This is a genomic window from Reyranella sp., assembly GCF_965279625.1.
GTDB lineage: Bacteria > Pseudomonadota > Alphaproteobacteria > Reyranellales > Reyranellaceae > Reyranella.
In genome coordinates, this window is the sequence record NZ_OZ257251.1 from 306,843 (window position 1) to 331,079 (window position 24,237).

The window sequence follows — 24,237 nt, forward strand, 5'->3', positions numbered from 1 at the left end:
GAGGCGTGTAGGACTGGGGACCATGAATAGCGTCGCTGGAGCCGTTTCGCCGCACCCTGGGCTGGTCAGGATTCCCGGCGGCACTTTCCGTATGGGCTCCGACCATCACTATGCCGAGGAGAAGCCGGCTCACACCGTGACGGTCGGCGGCTTCTGGATCGATGCCACACCGGTCACCAATGCGCAGTTCAAGGCCTTCGTCCAGGCGACGGGGCACGTCACCTGGGCCGAGATCGATCCCGATCCGAAGGACTATCCCGGCTCGCGCCCCGGGATGCTCAAGGCCGGCGGGCTGGTCTTCACGCCTCCCTCGAAGCCGGTCGATCTCACCGACTGGAGCCAGTGGTGGCGGTTCACCTTCGGCGCCACCTGGCGGCGGCCCTACGGCAAGGGCAGCCATATCGGCGGCCTCGACGATCATCCCGTGGTGCAGATCGGGTTCCGCGACGCCGAGGCCTATGCGAAATGGGCCGGCAAGGAACTGCCGACCGAAGCGGAATGGGAGTTCGCGGCGCGCGGCGGGCTCGACGGCGCGGAATTCGCCTGGGGCGATGAGCTGACCCCGGGAGGCCGCCACATGGCCAACACCTGGCAGGGCCGCTTCCCGGCCGAGAACACCCGCGAAGACGGTTTCGCCCGCACCTCGCCGGTGCACGCCTTCCCGCCCAACGGCTACGGCGTCTACGACATGATCGGCAATGTCTGGGAATGGACGGCCGACTGGTATGCCGCCAAGCACGCGCCCGATGCCGCCAAGGCCTGCTGCGTGCCAGAGAACCCGCGCGGCGCGACGCTCGAGCAGAGCTACGATCCGCGCGACTCCGTGCGCATCCCGCGCAAGGTGCTGAAGGGCGGCTCGCATCTCTGTGCCCCCAGCTACTGCAAGCGCTATCGCCCGGCCGCGCGCCACGCCGAGCAGATCGACACGACGACGAGCCATGTCGGCTTCAGGTGCATCGTGAGGGATGCACCGTAGGGCGGCCTCTTAACCGACCCGGATCTCAACCGCGGACGCGGATGACCGTGTCGAGGAGTTGATCGACGAAGCCGCGCGTGATCGGCGCGTGGCCCATCAGCAGGCGGTAGAAGAGGGGACCGAAGACGAGATCGAGCGTGAGTTCCATGTCGTCCGGCGCTTCGATCGCCCCGTCGGCGATGCAGCGCTCCAGCAGGGCGCGCGTGGCATCTCGGTTGCGCGCGATGAACTCGTTGCGGAAGGCCTTCGCGAGTTCGGTCTCCGATTGGGCCGCCGCCACCATGGCCGCGACGCTGCGTCCGGTGGGCGCGGCGAAGGCATCGGCCAGCGCATGGAGCTGGGCGCGCAGGCCGGCGAGCGCGGTTCGGGGTGACTTCGCGGCCTGCTCCGCCCCGGTCGCTTCCAGAAACGCCGCCATCGCGACCGCGGGCGCGTTCGGCCAGTAGCGATAGATCGTCGGACGACTGACTCCGGCCTTCTGCGCGATCGCTTCGATGGTGACGGCCGTCAGCCCGCCGCGTGTCAGCAGATCGCGGGCCGCGACCAGGATCGCGGCTCGGGTGCGTGGATCGCGGGGACGGCCGCGCACCGGTGGGGCTGAGGTAGCTTGACGGGACATCTATTAACGTTACGATACGTAACGTAATATAACACAGGTGATGCCATGGCCGCAAAGACCGCGACATCGGGCCAGACAGTCAAGGCCCACATGACCGTCCACGATGCGAAGGCGGCGATCGATTTCTACGTGAAGGCTTTCGGGGCCGTGGAACTGTTCCGCCTGGTCGAGCCGGCGGGCCGTGTCGGCCATGCCGAGATCCGCATCGGCGACACGGTGCTGATGATGAACGACGAGTATCCCGATTTCGGCGCGCGCAGCCCGGGCGCCATCGGCGGTTCTCCCGTGGCCTTCCACATCGCCGTGCCCGACGCCGACACCGCCGTCGAGCGCGCGGTAGCCGCCGGGGCCACCCTGGTGCGGCCGGTGCAGGATCAGTTCTACGGCGACCGCTCCGGCATGATCGCCTGTCCCTTCGGCTATCGCTGGTTCCTCGCCTCACCGAAGGAAGTCGTGAGCCCGGAGGAGATGCAGAAGCGCTGGACGAAAATGCTGGAGGGCGGGCAGGGCTAGGCGGCCACGCTCTCCTCGATCCAGGCGGCATAGGCTGGCGCGACGTGCATCATCGGGAAGGCGTGGATCGCCGGCACCTCGTAGGGATGCAGGTCGAGGATCGCGCGCTCGACGGCGGCATAGTGCTCGTCGAGTGTCTTGAACAGGATGCGGTACTCCTTGCCGGTCTCGAGGGCGCCCTTCCAGGTGTAGACGCTCTCGATCCGCGAGATCTGGGCGCAGGCGGCGAGTCTGGCTTCGACGATGGCCCGCGCGAGCGAACGGGCATCCTTGCGGCTGGCGACGGTGGTGACGACGGCAATGGCGGTCATGGCAATCTCTTCCGATCCCGGCGTTACGCTTATGGGCGGGCTGACATAAACTGAGAGAGGCATTGGGTAGACCATTTTCCGCTCGGGCGGAAACGGTGCAGCGGGACGCAGGCGGAGAAATCCCATGGTGAGTTCGGTCGAGCTGGAACTGTTCGAGACAGCGCTGGCCGAGGCGCAGCAGGGCTTCGACGAGAAGGGGATCCCCATCGGCTCGATCCTCGTCGAGAATGGTCGCATCGTCGGTCGCGGTCACAACAAGCGCGTCCAGGAGGGCGATGCCATTGCCCATGGCGAGATGGATTGCCTGCGCCAGGCCGGCCGCCGCCGGAGTTACCGCAACACGACACTGTTCACGACGCTCAGCCCCTGCATGATGTGCTCTGGCACGATCGTGCAGTTCAAGATTCCGAGGGTGGTGATCGGCGAGAACCAGACCTTCGGCGGGAACGAGGACTTCCTGCGCTCCCGCGGCGTCGAAGTCGTCGTCCTGAACGACCTGCGCTGCATCGGCCTGATGAAGCGCTTCCAGGACGAGTATCCGGACATCTGGGCCGAGGATATCGGCGAGGACGGCTGAGTCTCAGAACAGCGAGAAATACTCGCGCTGCTCCCAGTCGCTGACCTCGAGTTCGAAGCGGGCGATCTCTGCCTGCTTGAGATGGAGATAGTAGTCCACGAAGAAGTCGCCGAGTCCGGCGCGCAGCACCGCGCTCTCCTTCAGCGCCGCCAGCGCTTCGCCGAGCGACCGTGGCAGCAGCGGCGCCTTGGTCTCATAGGGTTTGTCGGCCGATGGACCGGGATCGAGCTTGCGCTCCAGCCCGTCGAGGCCGCAGACGATCTGGCTCGCCATGTAGAGATAGGGATTGGCGGCGGGCTCGCCGACGCGGTTTTCGAGATGGGTCGCGGGATCGCCGGGGCCGCCCAGCACCCGCACCATGACACCGCGATTGTCGCGGCCCCAGATGGCGCGGTCGGGCGCCAGCGAGAAGGGGCGGTAGCGCTTGTAGCCGTTGAGCGTCGGCGTGCTGAAGGCCGCGGCGGCGCGGGCGTGTTCCAGGAGGCCGGCCATGTAGTGGCTGCCGGTCGCCGACAGGGGCTCGGCCGCATCGGCGAAGGCGTTGGTGTGGCTGCTGCGGTCGGTCAGCGACTGGTGAAGGTGCCAGCCGCTCGACATCACGTTGGCGAGCTTCGGCCGGCACATGAACGAGGCGTGGAAGCCGTTGCGCTGGGCGATCTGCTTGGTGGCGCTGCGGAACAGCACCATCGTGTCGGCCGGATCGAGCCCGGTGCCGGTGCGGAAGGTGAACTCGACCTGGCTGGGGCCGAACTCGACTTCCAGCGTGCGCAGCGGCAGGCCGAGATCGACGAGGTTGGTGCGCAGGATCTCCAGGATCGGGTCCATCTCGTCGTAGCGCTGTTCGGTCAGGTACTGATATCCCTGATTGAGCAGCGACACCTCGGGCGGTTCGCCCGGCTGGCCGGCATCGCCGACACCGAGCCTGGCTTTCTCCAGCTTGAATAGATGGAACTCGACCTCGAGGCCGGCGACGAAATCGTAGCCGCGCCCAGCCAGCGCCCCGAGGGTCCTGCGCAGGACCTGGCGCGTGCAGAGCGGCATCGGCCGGCCGTCGGCGAAGTAGATGTCGCACAGCATCCAGCCGGAATGCGGCGCCCAGGGGAGCGCACGGAAGGTGGTCGGATCGGGCAGCATGACCACGTCGGCCGCGCCTTCCAGCTCCTTCATCCCGAAGCCGCCGCCCGGCTGCCAGACCGGGAAGACCGTGCGGTGCGACGTGTCCTTCAGCAGCATGGTGGTGGTGAAGCCGACGCCGTTCTTCAGCGCCGCATCGACCTCCGAGGCCATCAGCGTCTTGCCGCGCAGGATGCCGTGCTGGTCGGCGAAGGCCAGGCGCACGACCGACATGTCGCCGGCCTTCATGCGCCGCTCGGCCTCGCGAGTCGCGGCCTTGCGGTCCTCGGTCCAGAGGCCCGCGCGTTCGACCAGGCTCATCGGCTCACGCGACCAGTGGCGGGACGGTGTCGGCCGCCCAGCTCGAGGCGCGGCGGCGGCGCACGTCGACATCCTTCCAGTAGGCTTCCCAGCCTTCGGTCGGCCCCATGCCGTCGATCGCCACGGGACCGCGGATCGCGGCGGCGCGCTGCGGGTCGAGCCACATGATGGGCCGTTCGCCGTTGCCGACTTGTCCAATGGCCGACAGCAGCATGCGGCGGTAGGCGACGATCGCCTTGTCGGTCGTGCCGAGATGCTCGCGCGTGCGGTCCTGGATGCGGCCCTGGCTCTCGACCGCCCATTGGTCGTGCACGTTGATGTCGAAGCCCATGCCGGTGAAGGTCTGGTTCTTCTGTTCGGCGACGCTGTAGCCGTAATCGTTGTGACGGCCGATCAGCGGCCGGTAGTCGGGAAGCTGGTAGAGCTTCAGCCGCTGCTCGCGCATCGCGGCATGGTCGACCGGTTTCCCGAAGCTGGTAAAGATCGCGTACCAGTAGCAGCTCGTATCGTCGATCGGCACGTGCCACTGCGTGATCGTCATCTCCGCGCTCATCGGGATCACGAAGGCGTAGGGGAAGACGAGGTTGGTCACCCGTACATGCGTGTGCTGCTCGTTGAGCTTGCGCAGCGCAAACAGGCGCAGGCCGTAGTCGGTGGCTTCGACGTCGAGCTTGGGCCGCGGGAACTCGCGCAGCAGCCGCGTCATCGGGATGTCTGAGTCGGAGGAGGCCGAGCGGAACTGCTTGCCGTAGGCCGCACCGGTGTCCTCGTCCTCGTAGAAGCGGTGCAGGTAGGAGGCGTGGGCGGGATCGATCCCGACCTCCAGCGCCTGCAGCCAGTTGCACTCGATCAGCCCCTTGAAGGCGAAGGCGTGCGTGCCGGGCGCGAGGAAGCAGTCGAAGTCCGGGAAGGCGGGGGCTTCGCCGTCACCCAGATAGGCGAAGATGATGCCGTTCTTCACGACGACCGGATAGCTGCGCTGGCGCACCCTCTGGCACAGCACGCTGCCTTCCGGCTCGGCGGGCGTCTCCAGGCACTTGCCGTCTACATCGAACAGCCAGCCATGGAACAGGCAGCGCAGGCCGCCATCTTCCAGCCGGCCGAAGGCGAGGTCGGCGCCGCGATGCGCACAGTCGCGGTCCAGCAGACCGTGCCGGCCGCGCTCGTCGCGGAACAGCACGAAATCCTGGCCCAGCACGCGCACCGGCTTGGCCGGCCGTTCGGCGGGCAGTTCGTCGGCGAGTGCCACGGGATGCCAGTAATGGCGCATCAGGGCGCCGCATCGCGTGCCCGGACCGACGCGGGTCATCAGCTCGTTCTGCTCGGGGCTCATCATGCACAAAAGATTGGCGTAATCTGGAGACTCGTGGAAGGCCTGATTTATGGGTCTCGAAGCTTTCTGGATGCGGCTAGGATGTAGCTGGCCGGTTTTCGGCAGCAGGTCGACGGATATGCTCAAGCTTGGACCAGAACTCTTCAGGCTATTGAACGAGAAGCAAGTTGTCGGGAATCGGGAACCGGTCATCTACGGCGAAGGTGGCCTGTCGCCCACGGAAATTGCGGCTATCGAAGGTCAACTCGGTTTCCGACTGCCACTAGACTTCGCATATCTCCTGGAGAACGTTCTGGATCCCGGAGCGGTTTTGTTTCCTTGGGCAAACTTCAGAAAGCAGGACTATGACAAGGCGATTGAATGGATTCAGAAGGGAGTCGAATTCGATGTCGGCAACGGCCTGTGGCTGGAGCGTTGGGAGGCGCGGCCAGCGACGCTGCATGCAGCAATTCGAGTAGCCAAGAGAGACTTCGCTACATGGCCGAAACTCTTGCCGCTCTTTGGACATCGTTTCTTGGCGGCGGAGCCGTACCGCTCAGGCAATCCTATATTCTCGATAATGCAGACTGACATCGTCTGCTATGGAGCCAACTTGGCTCATTATCTGGTTAATGAATTCGTCAGCAGTGATCAGCAACGCTACGTTTCCTCTCACGCAACTCAAAAGATCGAAATCTGGAGCGACTTTGCGGACGGCAGCGCAGGAATTAACTGGCTCCGGCCATTTTAGGGGCCAGACCGAGCAAAGGCGGCGCACGGGAGCGTCATTGTCCTCCATTGTGCCGGTGCGACCGTAGCCGGTAAATTGAGACCATGAACCCCTCTCTGAACGGCATGCCGGGGCCCACTTCCCGCGTCTTCTTTTCCCAGCGTCTGCGTTTGCACTATGTCGACTGGGGCAATCCCGAAGCGCCGCCGCTCCTGCTGGTCCATGGCGGGCGCGACCATTGCCGGAACTGGGACTGGGTTGCACAGGCTCTGCGCAAGGACTGGCACGTCATCTGCCCGGACCTGCGCGGGCATGGCGACAGCCAGTGGTCGCCGGACGGCAATTACTCGATGGCGGCCTACATCTACGATCTGGCGCAGCTGATCCATCAGCAGAACCTGGCGCCGGTGACGATCGTGGCGCATTCGCTCGGGGGCAACATCTGCCTGCGCTACACCGGTATTCATCCGGACAAGGTGCGCAAGCTGGTGGCGATCGAAGGGCTGGGACCGTCGCCCAAGGTGATCGAGGAGCGCGGCCACAAGTCGATGAGCGTGCGCATGACAGACTGGATCGACGAGCAGCGCAAGCTGTCGGCCCGCGCGCCGCGCAAGTACCCGACCATCGAGGATGCCTTCAAGCGCATGCAGGACGAGAACAAGCATCTCTCCGCCGCGCAGGCGCGTCATCTGACGGAGCAGGGCGTCAACCAGAACGAGGATGGCACCTACAGCTGGAAGTTCGACAATTATGTGCGCGTCAACCAGCCGTATGACATGAGTTACGAAGCGATCGAGGAACTGTGGTCGCGCATCACCTGTCCGACCCTGCTCGTCTACGGCAAGGAAAGCTGGGCCTCCAATCCGGAGAAGGACGGCCGCATCAAGCACTTCAAGACCGCCAAGGTGGTTGAGTTCGAACGTGCAGGCCACTGGGTCCAGCATGACCGGCTCGACGATTTCGTGGCGACGACGCGGGAGTTCATCAAATGAAGGCGGCGGTTCTGCGTGGCGGCGACATGGTCGTGGCCGAGGTGCCGGAGCCCGTGCCGGCGGCCGGGCAGGTGCTGGTCAGGACGTTGTGCTGCGGCATCTGCGGCTCGGACCTGCACTATGCCAAGCACGCGCCGCACATGGTCGAGATGTCGAAGCGCATTCCCGGCCGCCAGCCGCTCGACCTGTCGCGCGACGTCGTGTTCGGCCATGAATTCTGCGGCGAGGTGCTGGATTACGGTCCCGGCACGGAGCGCAAGCTGAAGCCCGGCACGCTCGTCTGTTCGATGCCGGTGATCCCGCAGGCCGACGGCCATCGCACGGTCGGCTACTCGAACGAGTTTCCGGGCGGCTATGGCGAGCGGATGGTGCTGGCGGCCCCTCTGCTGCTCGAAGTGCCGAATGGCCTGTCGGCCGAGCACGCCGCCCTCACCGAACCGCTCGCGGTCGGCATCCACGCCGTCGAGAAGGCGGCGCTGCAGGACAACGACGCGCCGCTGGTCGTGGGCTGCGGCCCGGTCGGGCTCGCCGCGATCGTCGGGCTGCGGCTGAGGGGCATCCATCCGATCATCGCCGCCGATTTCTCGCCCAAGCGGCGTGAGCTGGCGGCGAAGATGGGCGCCGACATCGTGATCGATCCCAGGGTCGAGTCGGCCTATGCGAAACTGCCGCCGGGCCGGCGCGCGGTGATCTTCGAATGCGTCGGCGTGCCGGGCCTGTTGCAGCAGGTCTTCGAGGCGGCCCCGCGCGACGCGCGCGTCGTCGTCGCCGGCGTCTGCATGGAGCCCGACCGCATCGAGCCGCTGTTCGGCATCCTGAAGGAGCTCTCGCTCCAGTTCGTGCTGGGCTATACGCCCGAGGAGTTCGCGCGCTGCCTTCGCCTGCTGGCGGACGGCCAGGTGAATGCAGACGCGCTGATCACCGGCAAGGTCGGGCTCGACGGCGTGAAGGCGGCGTTCGCGGAACTCGGCAATCCCGAGAACCACACCAAGATTCTCGTGGAGCCGTGGCGCTGACTTTGATAGCGCTTCAGGCCTTCGAGGGAGGAAAAGCAAAGTGAAATTCTATAATTCGGTCGGCCCCAACCCGCATATGGTTCGCATGTTCATGGCCGAGAAGGGTTTCGACGTGCCCAAGGTCGAGGTCGACCTGCGCGGCGGCGAGAACCGGCGCGAGCCCTTTCTCAAGCTAAATCCGTCCGGACAGTGTCCCGCGCTCGAACTCGACGACGGCACCGTGCTGGCCGAGATCACCGCGATCTGCGAGTACATCGACGAGATCAAGAAGGACACGCCGTCGCTGATCGGCGACACGCCGGAGGAGCGCGCCAACACCCGCATGTGGGTGCGCCGCATCGACCTCAACATCCTCGAGCCGGCGGCCAACGGCTTCCGCTTCTCGCAGGGGCTGAAGATCTTCCAGGACCGGGTGCACTGCATTCCCGAGGCCGCCGACGGTCTCAAGGAATCGGCGCGGAAGAAGTTGGTCTGGCTCGACGAGCAGATGGGCTCCAAGCCCTTCGTCACCGGGAACAAGCTCACCATGGCCGACATCCTGCTGTTCACCTTCCTCGAGTTCCTGGCCAAGGTCGGCCAGCCGCTCGATCCGGCGAACAAGAACATCGTGGCCTGGATGGAACGCATGAAGGCCCGGCCTAGCGCCGCGGCCTGATCGCAAGGGCAGGAACACCACGATGCGCACGCTGCTGGCTCTGTTGTTCCTGCTCCTTCTGCCAAGCGTGGGAGCGTATGCCCAGGCCGATCCGCCGGGGGTGAAGGGGCTGTTCCTGCTGACCGACTATCCGTCCCAGACCGTGCGGGCGGGGGAGGTCACGACCATCCGCGTGAAGGTCAACAATGCGGGCCAGATGCCCGAGCCTCTGGCCCTCGCGCTGAGCGGCGTTCCCGCCGGCTGGAAGATCGACCTGCTGGGCGGCGGCCAGCCGGTCGGTGCGGTGATGGTGGGCATCAACCAGGACGTCACCGTCCAGCTCCGCGTCGAAGTTCCGAAGGACGCGCCGATCGGCGCGCAGACCGTCACCCTGACCGCCAAAGGGCCGATGCAGCAGGCCAGCCTGCCGCTCACGCTGAGCGTCGGGACCGAGGCGCCGGCCAAGCTCAGCCTGAAGGCGCGCCTGCCGTCGCTGCGAGGCACCCCGCGCTCGACATTCGAGTACACGCTGACCGTCGGCAACGATTCCGGCAAGGATCTGACCGTGGCGCTGGCGGCGCAGGGGCCGGCCAATTTCCAGAGCAGCTTCGCCGAAGGTTTCGGCTCGAACGAGATCAGCTCGATCCCCATCGAGGCCGGCCAGACCAAGGACATCAAGCTCAAGGTCACGCCGCCGCGCGACGTGAAGGCCGGCGACTATCCCGTGCTGGTCAGGGTCGCGGCCGAGGGCGGGACGGCCGAAATGAGGGTCGCTTTGCAGGTGAGCGGGCAGGGCAAGCTCGCCCTCTCGACCAAGGACGGCCGGCTGAGCGGCGAGGCCGAGATCGGCAAGACCTCGACCTACACGCTGGTCCTGACGAACGAGGGCACCGCGCCGCTCGACGAGGTCGAACTGTCGGGCACCGTGCCGGCCAACTGGAAGATCGAGTTCGACCCGAAGTCGATCGCTGCCATCGCGCCCAATGACCGGAAGGAAGTCCAGGTTATGGTGACGCCGGCCGACAAGGCGGTCGCGGGCGACTACATGGCCTCGTTCCGCGCCGCCGCGCGCGGCGAGCAATCCGCCGCCGACTTCCGCATCTCCGTGACCACCTCGACCCTGTGGGGCATCGTGGGCATCGGCGTCATCGCGGTGGCGCTGCTGGTGTTGCTGGGCGCGGTCGCGCGTTTCGGCCGCCGCTAGACCGATGGCCGACACGGTCATCGAGGCGCGCGGGCTGACCAAGGTCTACGGCAGCCATCGCGCCGTCGATGCGATCGACTTCAGCATCCGGCGCGGCGAGATCTTCGGCCTGCTTGGACCGAACGGGGCGGGCAAGACCACGACCATCCTGATGATGCTGGGCCTCACCGAGACGAGCGGCGGCTCGGTCGACGTGCTGGGCTTCGATCCGGTGCGCCAGCCGCTCGAGGTCAAGCGCCGCGTCGGCTATCTGCCCGATGCCGTGGGCTTCTACGATCACCTGACGGCGCGCGAGAACCTGCGCTACACGGCGCGCCTGCTCGGCCTCCCCCGGCGCGAGGCCGAGACGCGCATCGCCGACGCCATGGAAAGCGTGAAGCTGGCCGACGTGCTCGACAAGCGGGTCTCGACCTTCTCCCGTGGCATGCGCCAGCGGCTGGGCATCGCCGAGATCGTGATGAAGCGGGCCGAGGTCGCGATCCTCGACGAGCCGACCTCCGGCCTCGATCCGCACGCGACCTTCGAGCTGCTGGAGATGATCCGCGGCCTGAAGCGCGCCGGCGTCGCAGTGCTGCTCTCCTCGCACCTGCTCGATCGCGTGCAGAGCGTCTGTGACCGGGTGGCCCTGTTCAACAAGGGACGGATTGCGCTGATGGGCACGGTGGTCGAGCTGGCCAACCAGGTACTGGGGGCGGGACATGCGATCCTGGTCGAGGCCGCAGGCCTGGACATCGCCGCCACCTTGCGCGGCATCGAGGGCGTGCAGAGCGTCATGCCAGAAGGCGAGGGCGTGTGGAGGGTGGTGGCCGACCGCGACGTGCGCGCGGCCGTGGCCCATCGGATCGTCACGTCGGGCGGTGCGCTCACGCGGCTCGCCGACCTGCAGCCCAGCCTCGAAGAGGTCTATACGCGCTACTTCGAGGAGGCGCGTCGTGCCGCCTAGCGTCCTTCCGGGCAGAATGGAATCACACCCCCAACCTCATGCTGAGCGACCGTCGTGGCGGTCAAGCGTTTGCCCATGGCTTTCTGTCCCTGAGGATGGCGTTGAGGATGGTCACGAGCTTGCGCATGCAAGCGACGATGGCGACCTTGGCCGGCTTTCCGGCGGCGCGCAGGCGATGATAGGTCAGCGCCAAGGGCAGCTTGCGGCGGATGGAGACGAGGATGCTCATGTAGAGGGCAGCCCGTACGGCGGGTCGTCCTCCCGCGATGGTACGGCGGCCACGCAAGGTGCCGCTGTCGCGATTGAACGGGGCGACGCCGGTCAACGAAGCGATCTCTCGTCGGCCGAGACGGCCCAGTTCAGGCAGTTCGGCGATCAGGGTGCGAGCGATCCTGGGCCCGATGCCGGGAACGCTGATCAGAAGATCCTCGGCCTCGCGCCAGGCCGGTGTTCCCCGGACGGCGGTATCGATGTCGTCATCGATCTGTTCGAGCTGGGCCTTCAAGGTCGCAAGCACTCGATCGACGCTCTTGAGGGTGCGTCGGACGGTGAGCATGCGCCGGCGGTTGCTCTCGGCCCCGATCATCTCGATGAGCTGACGGCGGCGCGCCATCAGTTCGCCCAACAACCTGGACTGCTCGTCGGCGAGCGGCCGCGCCGGTGGGTTCACCGCCTCGGCGAAGTGAGCGATGACAGCAGCATCGAGGGTATCGGTCTTGGCCAGCCGTGCGGTGGCCCGGGCGAAGTCCCTGATCTGCCGAGGATTGACGACTGCCACGGGCAGGCCCGCCGCGCCCAGACCTGCCGCCACGATCGTCTCGAAGCCACCGGTTGCTTCGAGCACGATCAGAGCGGGCGCCATTTTACTCAACCGCCCAACCAAGTCCTCGATGCCTTCTCCGTCGCGGGCAACGGTGAAGGCTTCGCCGGCAGGGCGAACATGAACATCCAGGTGATCTTTCGCCACATCGATACCTACGAACATGGATCTTGGCTCCCATCCTTGCGCATGCGGGCTCGCGGTTCGGCCCAGGCGACCGTTCGGGATCACAAAATCAACGGTGGAGGCACCACGCTCAGCAACGGGCTTGTAGGCCCCAGGAGCCTCCGGGCTCTCCACCGAGACCGCACCCGCAACTCTACGCCGGCGCGGCCGTCCCTTGATACAAGGAGGCTGCGCAGCAGCCGTCTCGAAGCATGGGCACGAGCACCACGCTTGTTGCCCATCCTTCGAGACGGCGCTTCGCGCCTCCTCAGGATGAGGTCGTGTGTTTGAGGGCCGGATGGGATCGAGAGCGTCATTCGCCGGGCGCCGTCAGGGCTCGCCGTTCATCGGGATCGGCCCGGTCTTCATGAAGGAGCTGGCCGATCACCTGAGCAGCGTCCGCATGATGGTGCTGACGCTGTTCGTGATCGCCTTCGGCGCCTTCCCGGTGGCCTCGTCACTGCAGACCCTGCGCACCGTGGTCGACCCGAATTCGTTCCTGTTCCTGCGCATCTTCACCCTGGAGCCGGAACAGGTCGGCATTTCCTTCGCAGCGGCGCTGAACTTCATCATCCCGCTGCTGGCGATCGGGCTGGGCTTCGATTCGGTGAACAGCGAGTTCAACCGGCGCACCTTGAGCCGTGTCCTGTCGCAGCCGATCTATCGCGACGCGCTGCTGCTCGGAAAGTTCCTGGCAGGCCTCGCGACCTTTGCGGTGGTGCTCGTGGCCTTGTGGCTGATGGTGTTCGGCGCCGGGCTGCTGCTGCTCGGCGTGCCGCCGCGCGGTGTCGAGGTGGTGCGCGGCCTCGGGTTCCTGGTCGTGGCGATCGCTTATGGCGGAGTCTGGCTCGCGATCTCGATGCTGTTCTCGGTGCTGTTCCGCTCGACCGCGACCTCGGCGCTATGCGCGCTGGGGCTCTGGCTGTTCTTCTTCCTGTTGTGGCCGCAACTCGCCTCGGCGATCCTGTCCGGGGTGGCGCCCAGCGAGATCCGCAGTCTGGAGGACTATGCCGCCGTGCAGGATATCGCCATGGCCCTGATGCGCCTGTCGCCCGGCACTTTGTTCAGCGAGGCGGTGCTCGGTCTCCTGAGCCCGGAGACACGGACCCTGGGCCCGATGCTGCCGGCCCAGATGCGCGGCGCGATCATGGGAGCCCCGCTGCCGTTCGACCAGAGCCTGCTCTTGATCTGGCCGCAAATCACCGGTCTCATCGCCGCCATGATCGTGGTCTTCGCCGCCGCCTATGTCGTGTTCCAGCGTGTGGAAGTGCGCGCATGAAGGATTGGACCGTTGCGGCGGCTCTCAACAACGCGCGCTGGTGCGATGCGGTCTGCCGGGCGCATGGCCATCCCGGGCGCATGCTGCCGCACATGTGGGTCAACGCCGCGGTCGTGCCGCGCTTCTATCCCAACGCCGTCACCCTGGCGGTCGGGGAGACGGCGCTGGAAGAGCAGCGGACCACGATCGAGATCCTGCAGACATCGAATCTGCCCGGCCGGTGGTCGGTAAAGGACAGTTTCCACACGCTCGACCTGTCGCGCCGCGGCTTCGAGCTGCTGTTCGACGCGAAGTGGATCCGCAGCGTCATGCCCGCCGAAGGTCCCTCGACCGACATCGTCTGGCAGCGCGAGGACAAGGGCGGCGAAGGATTGCCGGTCGACGATCCGGACTTCGCCATGTTCAAGGGACGCCGCGGCTTCAAGGTCGTGGCCGGCTTCATGCTGTACCGCGCCGAGGAGGTGGTCGGCGTTTCCAACGTCGTCGCCGAGGCCGCCGATGCGCCGGCGGTCTGGCGTTCGCTCACCTTGCTGGCGGCGCAGACCTTTCCGCGCCTGCCGCTGGTCGGCTACGAATCCGGCCGCGAGCTGCAGGCCGCCGTGAAGTCGGGCTTCGAAGCCGGCGACAAGCTCAGAGTGTGGGTGACGGCTCGGGACTGAAGCCGCAGGCCGTCAGCGCGGCCAGCATATGGGCGGGTGGCGGCGCGGTGACGGAGATCGGCGGCTTGCTCTTCGACAGCGGCAGCACGATGCCATGCGACTGCAGATGGAGTTGGCTGTCGGGCACGGCGCGGCCGTAGAGCCGGTCGGCGATGACCGGGCAACCTGCGGCGGCGCAGTGGACGCGGATCTGGTGGGTGCGGCCGGTCTCGGGCTTCAGCTCCAGCCAGGTCATGCCGGGAGCGCGCCCGAGCACCTTGTAGCGTGTCACCGAAGGCTGGCCCTTGTCGGAAACCTTCACCGACCAGCCGGTGCGCGTGTTGAGCTTGAGCAGCGGCATGTCGAACACGCCTTCGTCGGCCGGCGGCGAGCCTTCGACCACCGCCCAGTAGGTCTTCTCGGTGTCGCGGCCGGAGAACAGGCGCCCCAGTTTGGCCAGCGCTTTGGGATGGCGGCCCAGCACCAGCACGCCCGCCGTGTCGGCATCGAGCCGGTGGGCCAGCGCCGGTGGGCGCGGCAGGCCGTAACGCAGATCGTCGAAGCACTCTTCGAGGTTGGGCGCGCCGCTCGGCCCGGCATGGACGGCGAGGCCGGCCGGCTTGTCGATCACCAGGATCAGCCCGTCGCGATGCAGCACGCGGGCCTGGATCTGCTCGGCCGTCAGCGGCGACGGCCTTTTGGGCGGCGCCCTTCGCGGTGCCGTCTGCGGTCTCAAAGGTCGGGCCATCGGTCGAGCCAGTTCTCGCTTGCTTCGTACAGTGCCGCCATGCGCAGCACCGAAGCCTCGTCGCGGAAGCGGCCGACGATCTGCAGGCTGGTCGGCAGGCCTTCAGAGTCGTAGCCGTTGCAGATGGAGAGGGCAGGGTGGCCGGTGATGTTGAACGGCATCGTGTAGGGGAACCAGTTGCGCCGCAGCTCGCCGGCCTCGACCCCGTCGATCGTGATCGGATCGAACAGGTCCTGGTCGATCGGCAGCGCGGTGCGCGACACGGTCGGCGTCACGAGAAAGTCGGCGGTCTCGAACCAACCCTGGACCATGCGGAAGAGATCGCTGCGCTGGAACATGGCACGCTGATAGTCGGCGCCCGACCAGTCTGCCGCCTCGGCCACCTGACGCACCAGCGAGGGCGTCATGCGGTTGCCGTCGCGCCGGATCATCTCGTCGAAGCGCGCCTTCCAGGTCGTGTGGTTGATCACCTTCCACGCCGAGCTGAGATCGGGCAGCTCCTCGGTGAGTTCGACCAGTTCGGCCCCCAGCTCGCGCAGCCGCGCCAGCGACTGCTCGAAGGCGGCGCGCACGTCCTTCGCCACCAGCGTGTTGCCGAGCGTGGCGCTGTAGAGGATGCGCTTGCCCTTGAGATCGCCTTCGGCGCGGGCCGCCGCCAGATAGTCCGGCGCCTCGATGCCGATCGACCAAGGGTCCGACGGATGCGGCCCGGCCATCGCCTGCAGCATCAGGGCGGTGTCCATCACGGTGCGCGTCATCGGTGTCACATAGGTGTAGTTGCCGAACGCGTCGGCCACCTGGCTGTGCGGGATCACGCCGTTGCTCTGCTTCAGCCCGACCATGCCGTTGATCGCCGCGGGAATGCGGGTCGAGCCGCCGCCGTCGGTGGCGATGCCGATCGGCCCGATGCCCGCCGCAACGGCGACCGCCGCGCCGCCGCTCGAGCCGCCGGACGTGTGTGCCGCACTCCAGGCATTGCGCGTGCGGCCAAACAGCGGCCCGTCGGTCAGCGACTTGTGGCCGAACTCCGGCGTCGTCGTCTTGCCGAACAGGATGCCGCCCGCGCCCTTCACGCGCGCCGCGCAGACCGCATCTTCCTTCGGCACATTGTTCTCGTAGAGCAGGGACCCGAAGGTGGTGCGCACGCCCGCCGTGTTCACGAGATCCTTGGCGGCGAACGGGATGCCGTGCAGCAGCCCGAGCGGCTCGCCGCGCATCACGGCGTCTTCCGCCGCCTTGGCCGCAGCGCGGGCCTGATCCGGCACCAGGGTGACGAAGCAGTTCAGCACCGGCTGCAGCCGCTCGGCCCGCGCCAGTACGGCATCGGTGAGTTCGACGGGCGAGATCTTTCTAGCGGCGATCTGCTCACGCAGGTCGGACGCAGGCAGGCGAGTGAGGTCGGTCATGGTCTTCCTTGGCTCGCGGCCCAAGAACCTCATCCTGGGGAGGTCGCGAAACGACCGTCTCGAAGGATGGGATACGCAGGCGCTGTCTGTTGCCCATCCTTCGAGACGGCCTTGCGGGCCCCCTCAGGATGAGGTTTTCATTTCGGTCACGGTTATTACCGCAGCAACCCTCGTGCCGCGAGGTTTCGCATCAAAGCTCCCGTACCGAAGGTCCAGGGCGCGATCTTGTCGCAATGGGCCACCCTGTTGGTCAGCGTGCCGAGCTTGGGCGAGCGGATCGAGACCAGGTCGCCCACCATGTGCGTGAAGCCGGTGCCGCCCGGCTTGCGCGGCTCGGTGGGCGCGAACAGCGTGCCGGTCATCAGCGCCATGCCGTCGGGATATTGATGCGCGCTCATCGCCTGGGCCACGAGATCGGTGGGATCGCGGCTGATCTTCGAGAGGTCGCTCGATCCGCGCAGGCGAAACTGGTCGGGGCCCGTCACTTCGAGATCGACCTTGGCCTGGCGCACGTCGTCCAGCGAGAAGGTGTCGTCGAACAGGCGGATGAAGGGACCGAGCGCGCAGGAGGCGTTGTTGTCCTTGGCGATGCCCAGCAGGAGCGCGCTGCGCCCCTCGATGTCGCGCAGGTTCACGTCGTTGCCCAGGGTCGCGCCGACGATCCGGCCTTTGGCGCTGACGATCAGCGTCACCTCGGGCTCGGGATTGTTCCAGTCGGAATCCGGCCGGATGCCGATCTCGGCACCGTAGCCCACCGCGGCCATGGGCGGCGCCTTGGTGAAGATCTCGGCATAGGGGCCGATGCCCACTTCGAGGTAGGGCGACCAGGCGCCGCGCGCCATCAGCGTCTTCTTCAGCGCCTCGGCCTCGGGCGAGCCGGGCTTGATGGCGCTAACATCGGCGCCGATGATCGCGTTCAACTCGCCGCGCACCTGCTCGGCGCGCGCGGGATCGCCCTTGGCATGTTCCTCGATCAGGCGCTCGAGCAGACTGACCGCGAAGGTGACGCCGGCCGCCTTGAGCGCCTGCAGGTCGACCGGGGCGAGCAGGTCGCCCACCAGTTCCTGCAGGGTGCCGATGCGCTCGCCAGGCGAATAGCGGGCAAGCGCCGTCGGATCGGGCGCGTTGCAGAGATCGGCCATCGTGGGGACGGTCGCTGAGAGATCGAAGACCCCGTCGCCCCGGATTGCGACGACCGAAGGCCCCGCCGGATTTCCCGCGCGCCAGACGCGACCGACCAGGGTTCCGGCCGTGCCGTCCTCGGGCAGGATTTCGCTGAGTGATGCTGACACTGGACGTCTCCGGCGCTTCGTTGCAGAAAGGCGCGCCATTCCCGGGAGAAATAAGATCATGGCCGCAGCACGGATCAAAGGCGTTCTTTCGCCCGTCGTCACGCCCTTCAAGCGCGACCTGTCGCCGGATGTCGGCCGCTTCATCGCCCACTGCAAGTGGCTGATCAGCCAGGATTGCGGCCTCGCGGTCTTCGGCACCAACTCGGAAGCCAACTCCCTGTCGGCGAAAGAGCGGATGAGCCTGCTCGAAGCCGTCGTCGCGGCGGGCGTGCCGACCGTTCGCATGATGCCCGGCACCGGCGCCTGCTCGATCACCGAGGCGGCCGAAGTGAGTGCGCATGCGGTGAAGCTCGGCGTCGGCGGCGTGCTGATGCTGCCGCCGTTCTACTACAAGGGTGTGCCGGAAGAGGGGCTGTTCCGCTTCTACTCGGAAGTCGTGCAGCGGGTCGGTGACGACCGCCTGCGCGTCTATCTCTATCATATCCCCGGGGTCTCGGGCGTGCCGATCACGCACAAGCTGGTCGAGCGGCTGATGAAGGCCTATCCGAAGCAGATCGTCGGCATGAAGGATTCGTCGGACGACTGGCCTCATACCAAGAGCATGATCGACGCCTTCGCCAAGGACGGTTTCGACGTCTTCTCCGGCAACGAGAAGCCGATCCTGGAGAACTTGAAGGCGGGAGGCGTCGGCTGCATCAGCGCCACGGCGAACATCAACCCGGGCAAGATCGCCGAGACGATCAAGGCCTACGGCACGCCGGAAGGCGACAAGCTGCAGGCCTGGATCAACGAGGTCCGCGGCGTCATGCAGGGCTATGTGATGATCCCGGCGCTGAAGTACGTGATCGCGCATTACGGCAGCGACCCGCACTGGAACCCGGTCCGTCCGCCGCTCGTCGAAATCGACGAGAAGACCGGCCGCGACATGATCGAGAAGCTCGACAAGCTCGGTTTCACCATGCCCGGCCTCAAGCAGGCGATGGCCGTCGCGGCGGAATAGGCGCGACGACTCAGCAACGCGTTGACAGGCTCACGAGCCGGAGCTTATAAAATGCACATGTTGAAAACCCTGTCCCACAACGCTTGGTATTTTACGCCCCTGACATAGGCGGCGCGAAGGGTCATGACTCAACGAAGCCGCCGCATCCCGGCGGCTTTCGTGTTCTAGGACTTGGCCTCCGGGCCGCGGCGGAACCCGCAACCGGAGGACGATATGTCGATCATCGAAGCAGAAATTGAACCGCAACACCTGCCGCTCGCCATCCGTGTGAGGCTGGCGGGCCCGCGCGATCTCGATGAACTCAGCGAACTTCTCGGCGACGGCGAATCCGCGCGCGAGCAGGTGCTGACCTGGCTCGAGACGCCCGGCACGACGCTGCTGGTCGCACAGAGCGAGATGGGAGTGCTCGCGGTCGCGGTGCTGATGACGCGGCTTGTGCCGCTCGAAGGCGTGGGCGCCCACAAGGTCATCGAGGTCGACAATCTTGTCGTACGCGCCGACCAGCGCGGCCGTCGGATTGGAAGGCGTCTCCTCGCCGCTGCCGTCGAATGGTCCCGCCAGCGCCGCGCGGTGCAGGTCGAAGCCGTGGTGGGTGAGGGCCCGGCCAAGCGCTTCTACGAGAATTTCGGCTTCGCGGTCGCCAACGATCGCCTGGTGCTGGCGGCCTGAGGGCCGCCACCCGCCCGCCGGGCCGGTCTGGCGGCTGGTTTTCGCGCTGTGAACAATCCGGTTGCACGGCGAACAATGTGGTATGGTGAATTTCTTGCACACCCAGTGCCGGACAAATGTGCAGGAGTTGCCCGTGGCAAAGCGTTCAACGAAGCGTACGAACGTGCCCGTCGAAAAGGCACCCGTCGCGCTGAAGCAGACGATGAGCAAGCCGATCTCCAGCTACACGGATCCGGAGCATCTGCGCACGCTCATGCAGAACGCAAAGCGCATGGGTCGCGAGGATATCTGGCGGCAGGCATTCGACCAGCTCTGCTCGCTCGAAGGGGCCACGCAGACCGACCCTCTCGACCGCGCCTTCTACAGCACGCTGGCGGCCTATGAGCAGTTGCTGACGCAGAAGAACGGTCGCGCCACCCGGGCGAGCCGCACACGCCTCAAGCTGAAGGGCAAGGGCGTGGTCGCCTGCCTGGAGGACTGGGCGAAGAGCAAGGAACCGCCCGAATCCTTCGAACTGCTGGTGGCCAACGGCATGGTCGAGATGACGGGAGAGCAGCTGGTGCTGACCTATCCCGACAGGTTTTCGCCGGAAGCGGTCGCGGGCGCCACGGCGCGTCTTGCGACGTTGACCAAAGCGGCGCCCGAGGCCTGATCTCTAGGCCGGCTCGGCGTCGCGCGCGGCCCACATCTTCTTGAAGGCCGGACGGGCCTGGCAGGCGGCGAGCCAGGCCTTCACGCGCGGCGCGGCTTCGAACAGTTCCGGGGCGGGCTGCGCATAGCGCACAATCTCTGCGGCGTTGAGGTCGGCCACGGTGAAGCGGTCGCCGACCAGCCAGCCGCTGTTTTCCAGCGCCTTGTCGAGCACGGCAAAGGGGCCCTTGAGCGCCTCGACCGCGGCATCGGCGATCTTCGGATCCTTCACGCCGCTCGGATTACCCAGGCGATGATAGAGCACGTTGATGGCGTGCGGTTCGACGCCCGTCGCGGCCCACAACGCCCACATCGCGATCTGGCCCTCCTCGGCGACAGTCGCGCCGGCGACCGGGCCGCCATGCTTGCGGGCGAGATAGAGGTTTATAGCCAGCGATTCGTGCAGCACCAGTCCGTCATCGTCGATCGAGGGGATCAGGCCGCTCGGATTTATCGTCAGGAACTCCGGCGACTGCGTATGCAGCATCCCGGCCGGCACGCTGCGATAGTGCTGGATGACCGCGACGTGCTTGAACGGAAGGCCCAGTTCCTCGGCCAGCCAGATGTTGCGCGAGGCGCGGGACCGGTAGACGCCGTAAATCGTGAGCATGGAAAATCCTCGTTCCTCGAACTGTCTTCTTGACGCGATCGCGCCCGTTCTTAAGGCTTGGTGCGTTCGCGGCACAGACAAAAAACCGGACCGGACACTCCAGCAAGGAGGATCGACGATGTCGCAACTCAGGACACGCGAAGCGGTAAAGGATGCCAGCCACCTCTACGAGGTCGAGCGGCGCGCCTACCACCTGCAGCGGCCGGGCTTCCGGGTCGCCGAGTTGCAGCTCTCGCCCACGCAGAAGGTGCCCTGGCATTTCCACAACAACATCAGCGACACGTTCTACGTGGTCGAGGGAACGATGCGGCTCTTCCTTCAGGGGCCGAAGGAAGAGGTGATCCTGAAGCCCGGCGAAAGTTTCGTCGCCGCGCCGGGAAGGCCGCACCTCGTGACCAACGGCGGCGACGCTTCGCTCACGTTCCTGATCATGCAGGGCGTGGGCGAGTACGACTACGTGCCGTTGGTTTGACCTTCATGTCATCCTGAGCGCAGCGAATCTCGCGCCCGCAACGTAGTCCGCTGATCGCTCCGCAAGGTCCTTCGCGCTGCTCAGGACGACAGCTCAACTGATCGCCGGCGCGTTCTGGCCGACGAACTGGACGCGCAGTTCGCGCTTCAGGACCTTGCCGGTGGCGTTGCGCGGCAGGGCGTCGACGAAGGTGACGGATTGCGGAACCTTGAACTTCGCGAGCCGGGCGAGGCAATGGCGGATCACGTCGCCCTCGGCGAGGTCCTGTTCGGGCTTGCGCACGACGATCGCCATGCCGACCTCACCCCAGCGCTCGTTGGGCACACCGATAATCGCGGCGTCGGCGATGGCAGGGATCTGGAAGAGCACGTTCTCGACCTCGGCGGGATACACATTCTCGCCGCCCGAGATATACATGTCCTTCCAGCGATCCACGATGTAGACGAAGCCCTCCTCGTCGAGCCGCGCGGCATCGCCGGTGTGCAACCAGCCGTCGCTGAAGCTCCTCTCCGTGGCCTCCGGATTGTTCCAGTAGCCCGGCGTGATGTTGGGGCCTTTGATCAGCAGCTCGCCGATGCCGCCCGCCGGCACGTCGTTTCCCTCGTCGTCGACCACGCGGATTGCGGTGTGCATCATCGCCTTGCCGGCCGAGCCCAGTTTGCGGATCGCATCGGCGGCATCGAGCATCGTGCCGGCGGGGCTTGTCTCGGTCATGCCCCAGCCCTGGACCAGCGGCACGCCGCGGGCGGTCCAGGTTTCGAGGATCGCGAGAGCGCAGGGCGCGCCGCCGACGCCGGCGATCCGCAGACGCGAGAGATCGGCCGTCTCGAACTTCGGATGTTGCATCATGAACTGGTAGGGCGCGGGCACGGCGAAGAAGTGGGTGATGCCGAGCGACGGATCGGAGAGGCAGTCGAGCGCCTGTCCGGGATCGAAGGTGCGCATGACCACGATCGAGCCGCCAGCATGCAGCACCGGATTGGCGTAGCAGTTGAGGCCCCCCGTGTGGAACAGCGGCAGCACCACGAGCTGCACGGTCTCGGGTGTGATCAGCGCGGGAATGCCGAGGTTCACGCAGTTCCAGAACACCATCCCGTGGGTGATGATCGCGCCCTTCGGGTGCCCGGTCGTGCCCGACGTGTACATAACCATGCCGATATCGTCGTGCGTCAGGGCCACGGAGGCTGGCGCCGGCCCGGCCTCGGCGAGCGCGCGCTCGTAGGCGCTGTCGGGCCGCTCAGGATCGATCTCCAGCAGGTCCTTCGAGAGGGCGGCGGCCGCTTCGGCAAAGCCCTTGTCGTGGATCAGCAGCTTCGGGCCCGAATCGCTCAGGATATATTCGAGCTCGGGCACCGTGAGCCGCCAGTTGAGCGGCAGCATGATGGCGCCCAGCCGGCCGCAGGCGAACTGAAGCTCGAAATATTCGGCGCAGTTGGGCGCCAGCAGGGCGATGCGGTCACCTTGGGCGATGCCGCGTGCCGCCAGCGCCGCGGTCAGCCGGGAGATGCGCGTATCGAGATCGGCGTAGGAGAGTTTCCGTCCCGTGTGCAGGTCGTGAATGGCGAGGTGACGGGGACGCCGGCCCGCATGGTGGGCGATCCAGTCGAAGTAGGGAATCGTCGGCATCAGTTCACGGCCTCGGTGAAGTTCTTCCAGTACGGCTCGCGCAGCTCGCGCTTCAGCACCTGCCGGCACCGGACAGCGGCAGGGGCATGTCGCGGACGTCGACGCTGCGCGGGCATTTGTAACCCGCGATCTGGTTGCGGCAATAGTCGATCACGTCGTCGGCCGTGAGCGAGGCGCCGTGCCGGGTGACGACGATCGCGTGGACACGTTCGCCCCATTGGTCGTCGGGCACGCCGATCACCGCCACCTCGGCGACACCGGGCATGGTCGAGATCGCATTCTCGACCTCGGCCGAGTAGACGTTCTCGCCGCCGGAGATGATCATGTCCTTCAGCCGGTCGACGATGAAGACGAAGCCTTCCTCGTCCATATAGGCGCCGTCGCCGGAATAGTACCAGCCGTCCTCCAGCACCGCCTCGGTCTCGGCCGGCTTGTTCCAGTAGCCCTTCATGACGTTGGCGCCGCGGACGCTGAGTTCGCCGGCGGTGCCGCGCGGCACTTCCAGCCGGTCGGCGTCGACGATCCTGACCTCGCAGGCGAGCGCCGCCTGGCCGCACGATCTCAGCCGCCCGGCATGGGGACCGTCGAGCACCGTGTAGCGCGGGTCGAGCAGGGTGACGATCGGCGAAGCCTCGGTCATGCCGTAGCCGTGCATCAGGCGAACCTGGGGCATTTGCTCGATGGCCTTGCGCACGATGCCTTCCGGCATCGGCGAGGCGCCATAGAGGATGAACGAGAGGGTGCCGATGTCGAACTCGTCGAAGCGCTCGTGGTTCACCAGCATGTTGATCATGGTCGGCACGAACTGCGCGTGCGTCACTTTCTCGGTCTGAATGGTCAGAAGAACCTCGACCGGTTCGAAGCGCGGCACGAAGGCGTGGCGTCCGCCGGACAGGGTGACGCCAAAGGTCGAGGCGCCGTCGGCAAGATGGAACATCGCCCCCGAATGGAGGTAGGCGGTATCGGAATCGAAGCCCATGCCGGCCACGCCGTTCAGCGCGTTCACCACCAGGTTGGTGTGGGTGAGCATGACGCCCTTGGAGCGGCCGGTCGTGCCGCCGGTGTAGAACAGGCCGGCGAGATCGTCGTCGTGCGCGCCCACATCCTCCATCGCCTCATAGCTCGTGAGGTCCTCGTAATGGAGGATGCCGTCGGGACTCGACAGATCGTCGAGCCAGATCACCTCGCGCACCGACGGTGTCCGGCCGTCGAGCGCCTTCAGATGATGTGACATGCCAGTGTCGACGAACAGCGCCACGGCGCCGGCATCGTTCAGGATGTATTCGATCTCGGGCGCGGCCAGCCGCGTGTTGACCGGCACCATCACCGCGCCCATCCAGGGCAGGGCGTACATAAGCTCGAGATAGCGGTCGGAGTTCAGGGCGAGGATTGCGACCCGGTCGCCGCGGCGCACGCCCAGTGCCGAAAGTGCGCCGGCAACCCGGCTGATCCGGTCGGCGCTCTGCTGCCAGGTCCGGCGGCGGCCGGCGAAGGACGTGGCGAGGCCGTTGGGGCGGGTCTGGACGGCGCGGCGAAGTCCCTGGGTGAGTGCAAACATGGG

General features: G+C 66.4%; 26 protein-coding genes. 15 read left to right on the plus strand and 11 right to left on the minus strand.

The features are described from left to right. The first annotated feature begins 22 nt into the window (after positions 1-22). Positions 23-976 (plus strand): formylglycine-generating enzyme family protein, encoded by a 954-nt coding sequence (locus tag ACQY78_RS01370; protein WP_428682033.1) that lies wholly within the window; start codon positions 23-25, stop codon positions 974-976. A 25-nt stretch (positions 977-1,001) separates the two neighbouring features. Here the strand turns inward: ACQY78_RS01370 and ACQY78_RS01375 are convergent, their stop codons facing one another. Then, positions 1,002-1,595 (minus strand): TetR/AcrR family transcriptional regulator, encoded by a 594-nt coding sequence (locus tag ACQY78_RS01375; protein WP_428682035.1) that lies wholly within the window; start codon positions 1,593-1,595, stop codon positions 1,002-1,004. Positions 1,596-1,640: 45 nt separating this feature from the next. Here ACQY78_RS01375 and ACQY78_RS01380 point away from each other — a divergent pair, with 45 nt between their 5' ends. Further along, positions 1,641-2,108, plus strand: coding sequence for a VOC family protein (locus ACQY78_RS01380; RefSeq protein WP_428682037.1), 468 nt, complete (start codon positions 1,641-1,643; stop codon positions 2,106-2,108). Here ACQY78_RS01380 and cutA read toward each other — a convergent pair. Next, positions 2,105-2,419, minus strand: coding sequence for a divalent-cation tolerance protein CutA (gene cutA, locus ACQY78_RS01385; RefSeq protein WP_425065481.1), 315 nt, complete (start codon positions 2,417-2,419; stop codon positions 2,105-2,107). The genes ACQY78_RS01380 and cutA overlap by 4 nt on opposite strands. A 124-nt stretch (positions 2,420-2,543) precedes the next feature. Between cutA and ACQY78_RS01390 the strand changes: the two genes are divergently transcribed. After that, the gene (locus ACQY78_RS01390; RefSeq protein ID WP_428682039.1) at positions 2,544-2,996 is read left to right on the plus strand and encodes a nucleoside deaminase; all 453 of its coding nucleotides are present in this window, start codon (positions 2,544-2,546) and stop codon (positions 2,994-2,996) included. A 3-nt stretch (positions 2,997-2,999) separates the two neighbouring features. Here ACQY78_RS01390 and ACQY78_RS01395 read toward each other — a convergent pair whose 3' ends face one another. Then, on the minus strand, positions 3,000-4,430 hold the full coding sequence (locus tag ACQY78_RS01395; RefSeq protein ID WP_428682041.1) for a glutamine synthetase family protein: 1,431 nt from the start codon (positions 4,428-4,430) through the stop codon (positions 3,000-3,002). Positions 4,431-4,434: 4 nt separating this feature from the next. Beyond that, positions 4,435-5,766 carry a Rieske 2Fe-2S domain-containing protein gene (locus ACQY78_RS01400; RefSeq protein ID WP_428682043.1) on the minus strand — a complete coding sequence of 444 codons (1,332 nt, stop codon included), beginning with the start codon at positions 5,764-5,766 and terminating at the stop codon, positions 4,435-4,437. 115 nt (positions 5,767-5,881) lie between these two features. Between ACQY78_RS01400 and ACQY78_RS01405 the strand changes: the two genes are divergently transcribed. From ACQY78_RS01405 to ACQY78_RS01430, 6 genes are all read left to right on the plus strand, one after another. Then, a complete protein-coding gene (locus ACQY78_RS01405) occupies positions 5,882-6,493 on the plus strand; it encodes a hypothetical protein (RefSeq protein ID WP_428682045.1) in 612 nt (203 codons plus the stop codon). Between the two features lie 83 nt (positions 6,494-6,576). Next, entirely contained in the window at positions 6,577-7,464 is an 888-nt protein-coding gene (locus ACQY78_RS01410) for an alpha/beta fold hydrolase (RefSeq protein ID WP_428682047.1), read from the plus strand. Then, on the plus strand, positions 7,461-8,480 hold the full coding sequence (locus ACQY78_RS01415; protein WP_428682049.1) for a zinc-binding dehydrogenase: 1,020 nt from the start codon (positions 7,461-7,463) through the stop codon (positions 8,478-8,480). Before ACQY78_RS01410 ends, ACQY78_RS01415 begins: the two co-directional genes overlap by 4 nt. Positions 8,481-8,520: 40 nt before the next feature. Next, complete coding sequence (locus ACQY78_RS01420; protein WP_428682051.1) at positions 8,521-9,135, plus strand: glutathione S-transferase family protein; 615 nt, start codon at positions 8,521-8,523, stop codon at positions 9,133-9,135. Between the two features lie 22 nt (positions 9,136-9,157). After that, complete coding sequence (locus ACQY78_RS01425) at positions 9,158-10,318, plus strand: NEW3 domain-containing protein (protein ID WP_428682053.1); 1,161 nt, start codon at positions 9,158-9,160, stop codon at positions 10,316-10,318. 4 nt (positions 10,319-10,322) lie between these two features. Then, positions 10,323-11,261, plus strand: coding sequence for an ABC transporter ATP-binding protein (locus ACQY78_RS01430; RefSeq protein WP_428682055.1), 939 nt, complete (start codon positions 10,323-10,325; stop codon positions 11,259-11,261). A gap of 61 nt (positions 11,262-11,322) precedes the next feature. Here the strand turns inward: ACQY78_RS01430 and ACQY78_RS01435 are convergent, their stop codons facing one another. After that, positions 11,323-12,246 carry an IS110 family transposase gene (locus tag ACQY78_RS01435; protein WP_428686309.1) on the minus strand — a complete coding sequence of 308 codons (924 nt, stop codon included), beginning with the start codon at positions 12,244-12,246 and terminating at the stop codon, positions 11,323-11,325. Positions 12,247-12,544: 298 nt separating this feature from the next. Between ACQY78_RS01435 and ACQY78_RS01440 the strand changes: the two genes are divergently transcribed. Next, on the plus strand, positions 12,545-13,525 hold the full coding sequence (locus ACQY78_RS01440; protein ID WP_428682057.1) for an ABC transporter permease: 981 nt from the start codon (positions 12,545-12,547) through the stop codon (positions 13,523-13,525). Continuing rightward, positions 13,522-14,184 carry a hypothetical protein gene (locus ACQY78_RS01445; RefSeq protein WP_428682059.1) on the plus strand — a complete coding sequence of 221 codons (663 nt, stop codon included), beginning with the start codon at positions 13,522-13,524 and terminating at the stop codon, positions 14,182-14,184. Before ACQY78_RS01440 ends, ACQY78_RS01445 begins: the two co-directional genes overlap by 4 nt. On the opposite strand, the gene ACQY78_RS01450 is transcribed toward ACQY78_RS01445, so the two are convergent. The 3 genes from ACQY78_RS01450 to ACQY78_RS01460 all read right to left on the minus strand — a co-directional run bounded on the left by ACQY78_RS01450 (position 14,156) and on the right by ACQY78_RS01460 (position 17,648). Beyond that, the gene (locus tag ACQY78_RS01450; RefSeq protein ID WP_428682061.1) at positions 14,156-14,911 is read right to left on the minus strand and encodes an RluA family pseudouridine synthase; all 756 of its coding nucleotides are present in this window, start codon (positions 14,909-14,911) and stop codon (positions 14,156-14,158) included. The genes ACQY78_RS01445 and ACQY78_RS01450 overlap by 29 nt on opposite strands. Continuing rightward, positions 14,896-16,317: an amidase gene (locus ACQY78_RS01455; protein ID WP_428682063.1), complete on the minus strand. Its 1,422-nt coding sequence runs from the start codon at positions 16,315-16,317 to the stop codon at positions 14,896-14,898. The genes ACQY78_RS01450 and ACQY78_RS01455 overlap by 16 nt, the downstream gene beginning before the upstream one ends. A 155-nt stretch (positions 16,318-16,472) precedes the next feature. Further along, entirely contained in the window at positions 16,473-17,648 is a 1,176-nt protein-coding gene (locus ACQY78_RS01460; protein ID WP_428686310.1) for a fumarylacetoacetate hydrolase family protein, read from the minus strand. Positions 17,649-17,667: 19 nt separating this feature from the next. On the opposite strand from ACQY78_RS01460, the gene ACQY78_RS01465 reads away from it, so the two are divergent. From ACQY78_RS01465 to ACQY78_RS01475, 3 genes are all read left to right on the plus strand, one after another. Then, complete coding sequence (locus tag ACQY78_RS01465) at positions 17,668-18,609, plus strand: dihydrodipicolinate synthase family protein (protein ID WP_428682065.1); 942 nt, start codon at positions 17,668-17,670, stop codon at positions 18,607-18,609. Positions 18,610-18,822: 213 nt separating this feature from the next. Then, positions 18,823-19,278: a GNAT family N-acetyltransferase gene (locus tag ACQY78_RS01470; protein ID WP_428682067.1), complete on the plus strand. Its 456-nt coding sequence runs from the start codon at positions 18,823-18,825 to the stop codon at positions 19,276-19,278. Positions 19,279-19,411: 133 nt separating this feature from the next. Further along, positions 19,412-19,930, plus strand: a complete 519-nt coding sequence (locus tag ACQY78_RS01475) for a hypothetical protein (RefSeq protein WP_428682069.1) — start codon at positions 19,412-19,414, stop codon at positions 19,928-19,930. 3 nt (positions 19,931-19,933) lie between these two features. Here the strand turns inward: ACQY78_RS01475 and ACQY78_RS01480 are convergent, their stop codons facing one another. Continuing rightward, positions 19,934-20,578 carry a glutathione S-transferase family protein gene (locus ACQY78_RS01480; protein WP_428682071.1) on the minus strand — a complete coding sequence of 215 codons (645 nt, stop codon included), beginning with the start codon at positions 20,576-20,578 and terminating at the stop codon, positions 19,934-19,936. A 118-nt stretch (positions 20,579-20,696) separates the two neighbouring features. Between ACQY78_RS01480 and ACQY78_RS01485 the strand changes: the two genes are divergently transcribed. Next, on the plus strand, positions 20,697-21,050 hold the full coding sequence (locus ACQY78_RS01485; protein WP_428682073.1) for a cupin domain-containing protein: 354 nt from the start codon (positions 20,697-20,699) through the stop codon (positions 21,048-21,050). Between the two features lie 93 nt (positions 21,051-21,143). On the opposite strand, the gene ACQY78_RS01490 is transcribed toward ACQY78_RS01485, so the two are convergent. Together ACQY78_RS01490 and ACQY78_RS01495 are read right to left on the minus strand one after the other, a co-directional pair. Then, positions 21,144-22,676 carry an acyl-CoA synthetase gene (locus tag ACQY78_RS01490; RefSeq protein WP_428682075.1) on the minus strand — a complete coding sequence of 511 codons (1,533 nt, stop codon included), beginning with the start codon at positions 22,674-22,676 and terminating at the stop codon, positions 21,144-21,146. A gap of 52 nt (positions 22,677-22,728) precedes the next feature. Beyond that, the gene (locus ACQY78_RS01495; protein ID WP_428682077.1) at positions 22,729-24,234 is read right to left on the minus strand and encodes an acyl-CoA synthetase; all 1,506 of its coding nucleotides are present in this window, start codon (positions 24,232-24,234) and stop codon (positions 22,729-22,731) included. Positions 24,235-24,237 lie beyond the last annotated feature (3 nt).

What these genes read in the sequence shown, in the direction of transcription:
- ACQY78_RS01370 (WP_428682033.1), top strand. Translation starts at nt 23, where the DNA reads ATGAATAGCGTCGCTGGAGCCGTTTCGCCGCACCCTGGGCTGGTCAGG.
- ACQY78_RS01375 (WP_428682035.1), bottom strand. Translation starts at nt 1,595, where the DNA reads ATGTCCCGTCAAGCTACCTCAGCCCCACCGGTGCGCGGCCGTCCCCGC.
- ACQY78_RS01380 (WP_428682037.1), top strand. Translation starts at nt 1,641, where the DNA reads ATGGCCGCAAAGACCGCGACATCGGGCCAGACAGTCAAGGCCCACATG.
- cutA (WP_425065481.1), bottom strand. Translation starts at nt 2,419, where the DNA reads ATGACCGCCATTGCCGTCGTCACCACCGTCGCCAGCCGCAAGGATGCC.
- ACQY78_RS01390 (WP_428682039.1), top strand. Translation starts at nt 2,544, where the DNA reads ATGGTGAGTTCGGTCGAGCTGGAACTGTTCGAGACAGCGCTGGCCGAG.
- ACQY78_RS01395 (WP_428682041.1), bottom strand. Translation starts at nt 4,430, where the DNA reads ATGAGCCTGGTCGAACGCGCGGGCCTCTGGACCGAGGACCGCAAGGCC.
- ACQY78_RS01400 (WP_428682043.1), bottom strand. Translation starts at nt 5,766, where the DNA reads ATGATGAGCCCCGAGCAGAACGAGCTGATGACCCGCGTCGGTCCGGGC.
- ACQY78_RS01405 (WP_428682045.1), top strand. Translation starts at nt 5,882, where the DNA reads ATGCTCAAGCTTGGACCAGAACTCTTCAGGCTATTGAACGAGAAGCAA.
- ACQY78_RS01410 (WP_428682047.1), top strand. Translation starts at nt 6,577, where the DNA reads ATGAACCCCTCTCTGAACGGCATGCCGGGGCCCACTTCCCGCGTCTTC.
- ACQY78_RS01415 (WP_428682049.1), top strand. Translation starts at nt 7,461, where the DNA reads ATGAAGGCGGCGGTTCTGCGTGGCGGCGACATGGTCGTGGCCGAGGTG.
- ACQY78_RS01425 (WP_428682053.1), top strand. Translation starts at nt 9,158, where the DNA reads ATGCGCACGCTGCTGGCTCTGTTGTTCCTGCTCCTTCTGCCAAGCGTG.
- ACQY78_RS01430 (WP_428682055.1), top strand. Translation starts at nt 10,323, where the DNA reads ATGGCCGACACGGTCATCGAGGCGCGCGGGCTGACCAAGGTCTACGGC.
- ACQY78_RS01435 (WP_428686309.1), bottom strand. Translation starts at nt 12,246, where the DNA reads ATGTTCGTAGGTATCGATGTGGCGAAAGATCACCTGGATGTTCATGTT.
- ACQY78_RS01440 (WP_428682057.1), top strand. Translation starts at nt 12,545, where the DNA reads ATGGGATCGAGAGCGTCATTCGCCGGGCGCCGTCAGGGCTCGCCGTTC.
- ACQY78_RS01445 (WP_428682059.1), top strand. Translation starts at nt 13,522, where the DNA reads ATGAAGGATTGGACCGTTGCGGCGGCTCTCAACAACGCGCGCTGGTGC.
- ACQY78_RS01450 (WP_428682061.1), bottom strand. Translation starts at nt 14,911, where the DNA reads ATGGCCCGACCTTTGAGACCGCAGACGGCACCGCGAAGGGCGCCGCCC.
- ACQY78_RS01455 (WP_428682063.1), bottom strand. Translation starts at nt 16,317, where the DNA reads ATGACCGACCTCACTCGCCTGCCTGCGTCCGACCTGCGTGAGCAGATC.
- ACQY78_RS01460 (WP_428686310.1), bottom strand. Translation starts at nt 17,648, where the DNA reads ATGGCGCGCCTTTCTGCAACGAAGCGCCGGAGACGTCCAGTGTCAGCA.
- ACQY78_RS01465 (WP_428682065.1), top strand. Translation starts at nt 17,668, where the DNA reads ATGGCCGCAGCACGGATCAAAGGCGTTCTTTCGCCCGTCGTCACGCCC.
- ACQY78_RS01470 (WP_428682067.1), top strand. Translation starts at nt 18,823, where the DNA reads ATGTCGATCATCGAAGCAGAAATTGAACCGCAACACCTGCCGCTCGCC.
- ACQY78_RS01480 (WP_428682071.1), bottom strand. Translation starts at nt 20,578, where the DNA reads ATGCTCACGATTTACGGCGTCTACCGGTCCCGCGCCTCGCGCAACATC.
- ACQY78_RS01485 (WP_428682073.1), top strand. Translation starts at nt 20,697, where the DNA reads ATGTCGCAACTCAGGACACGCGAAGCGGTAAAGGATGCCAGCCACCTC.
- ACQY78_RS01490 (WP_428682075.1), bottom strand. Translation starts at nt 22,676, where the DNA reads ATGCCGACGATTCCCTACTTCGACTGGATCGCCCACCATGCGGGCCGG.
- ACQY78_RS01495 (WP_428682077.1), bottom strand. Translation starts at nt 24,234, where the DNA reads ATGTTTGCACTCACCCAGGGACTTCGCCGCGCCGTCCAGACCCGCCCC.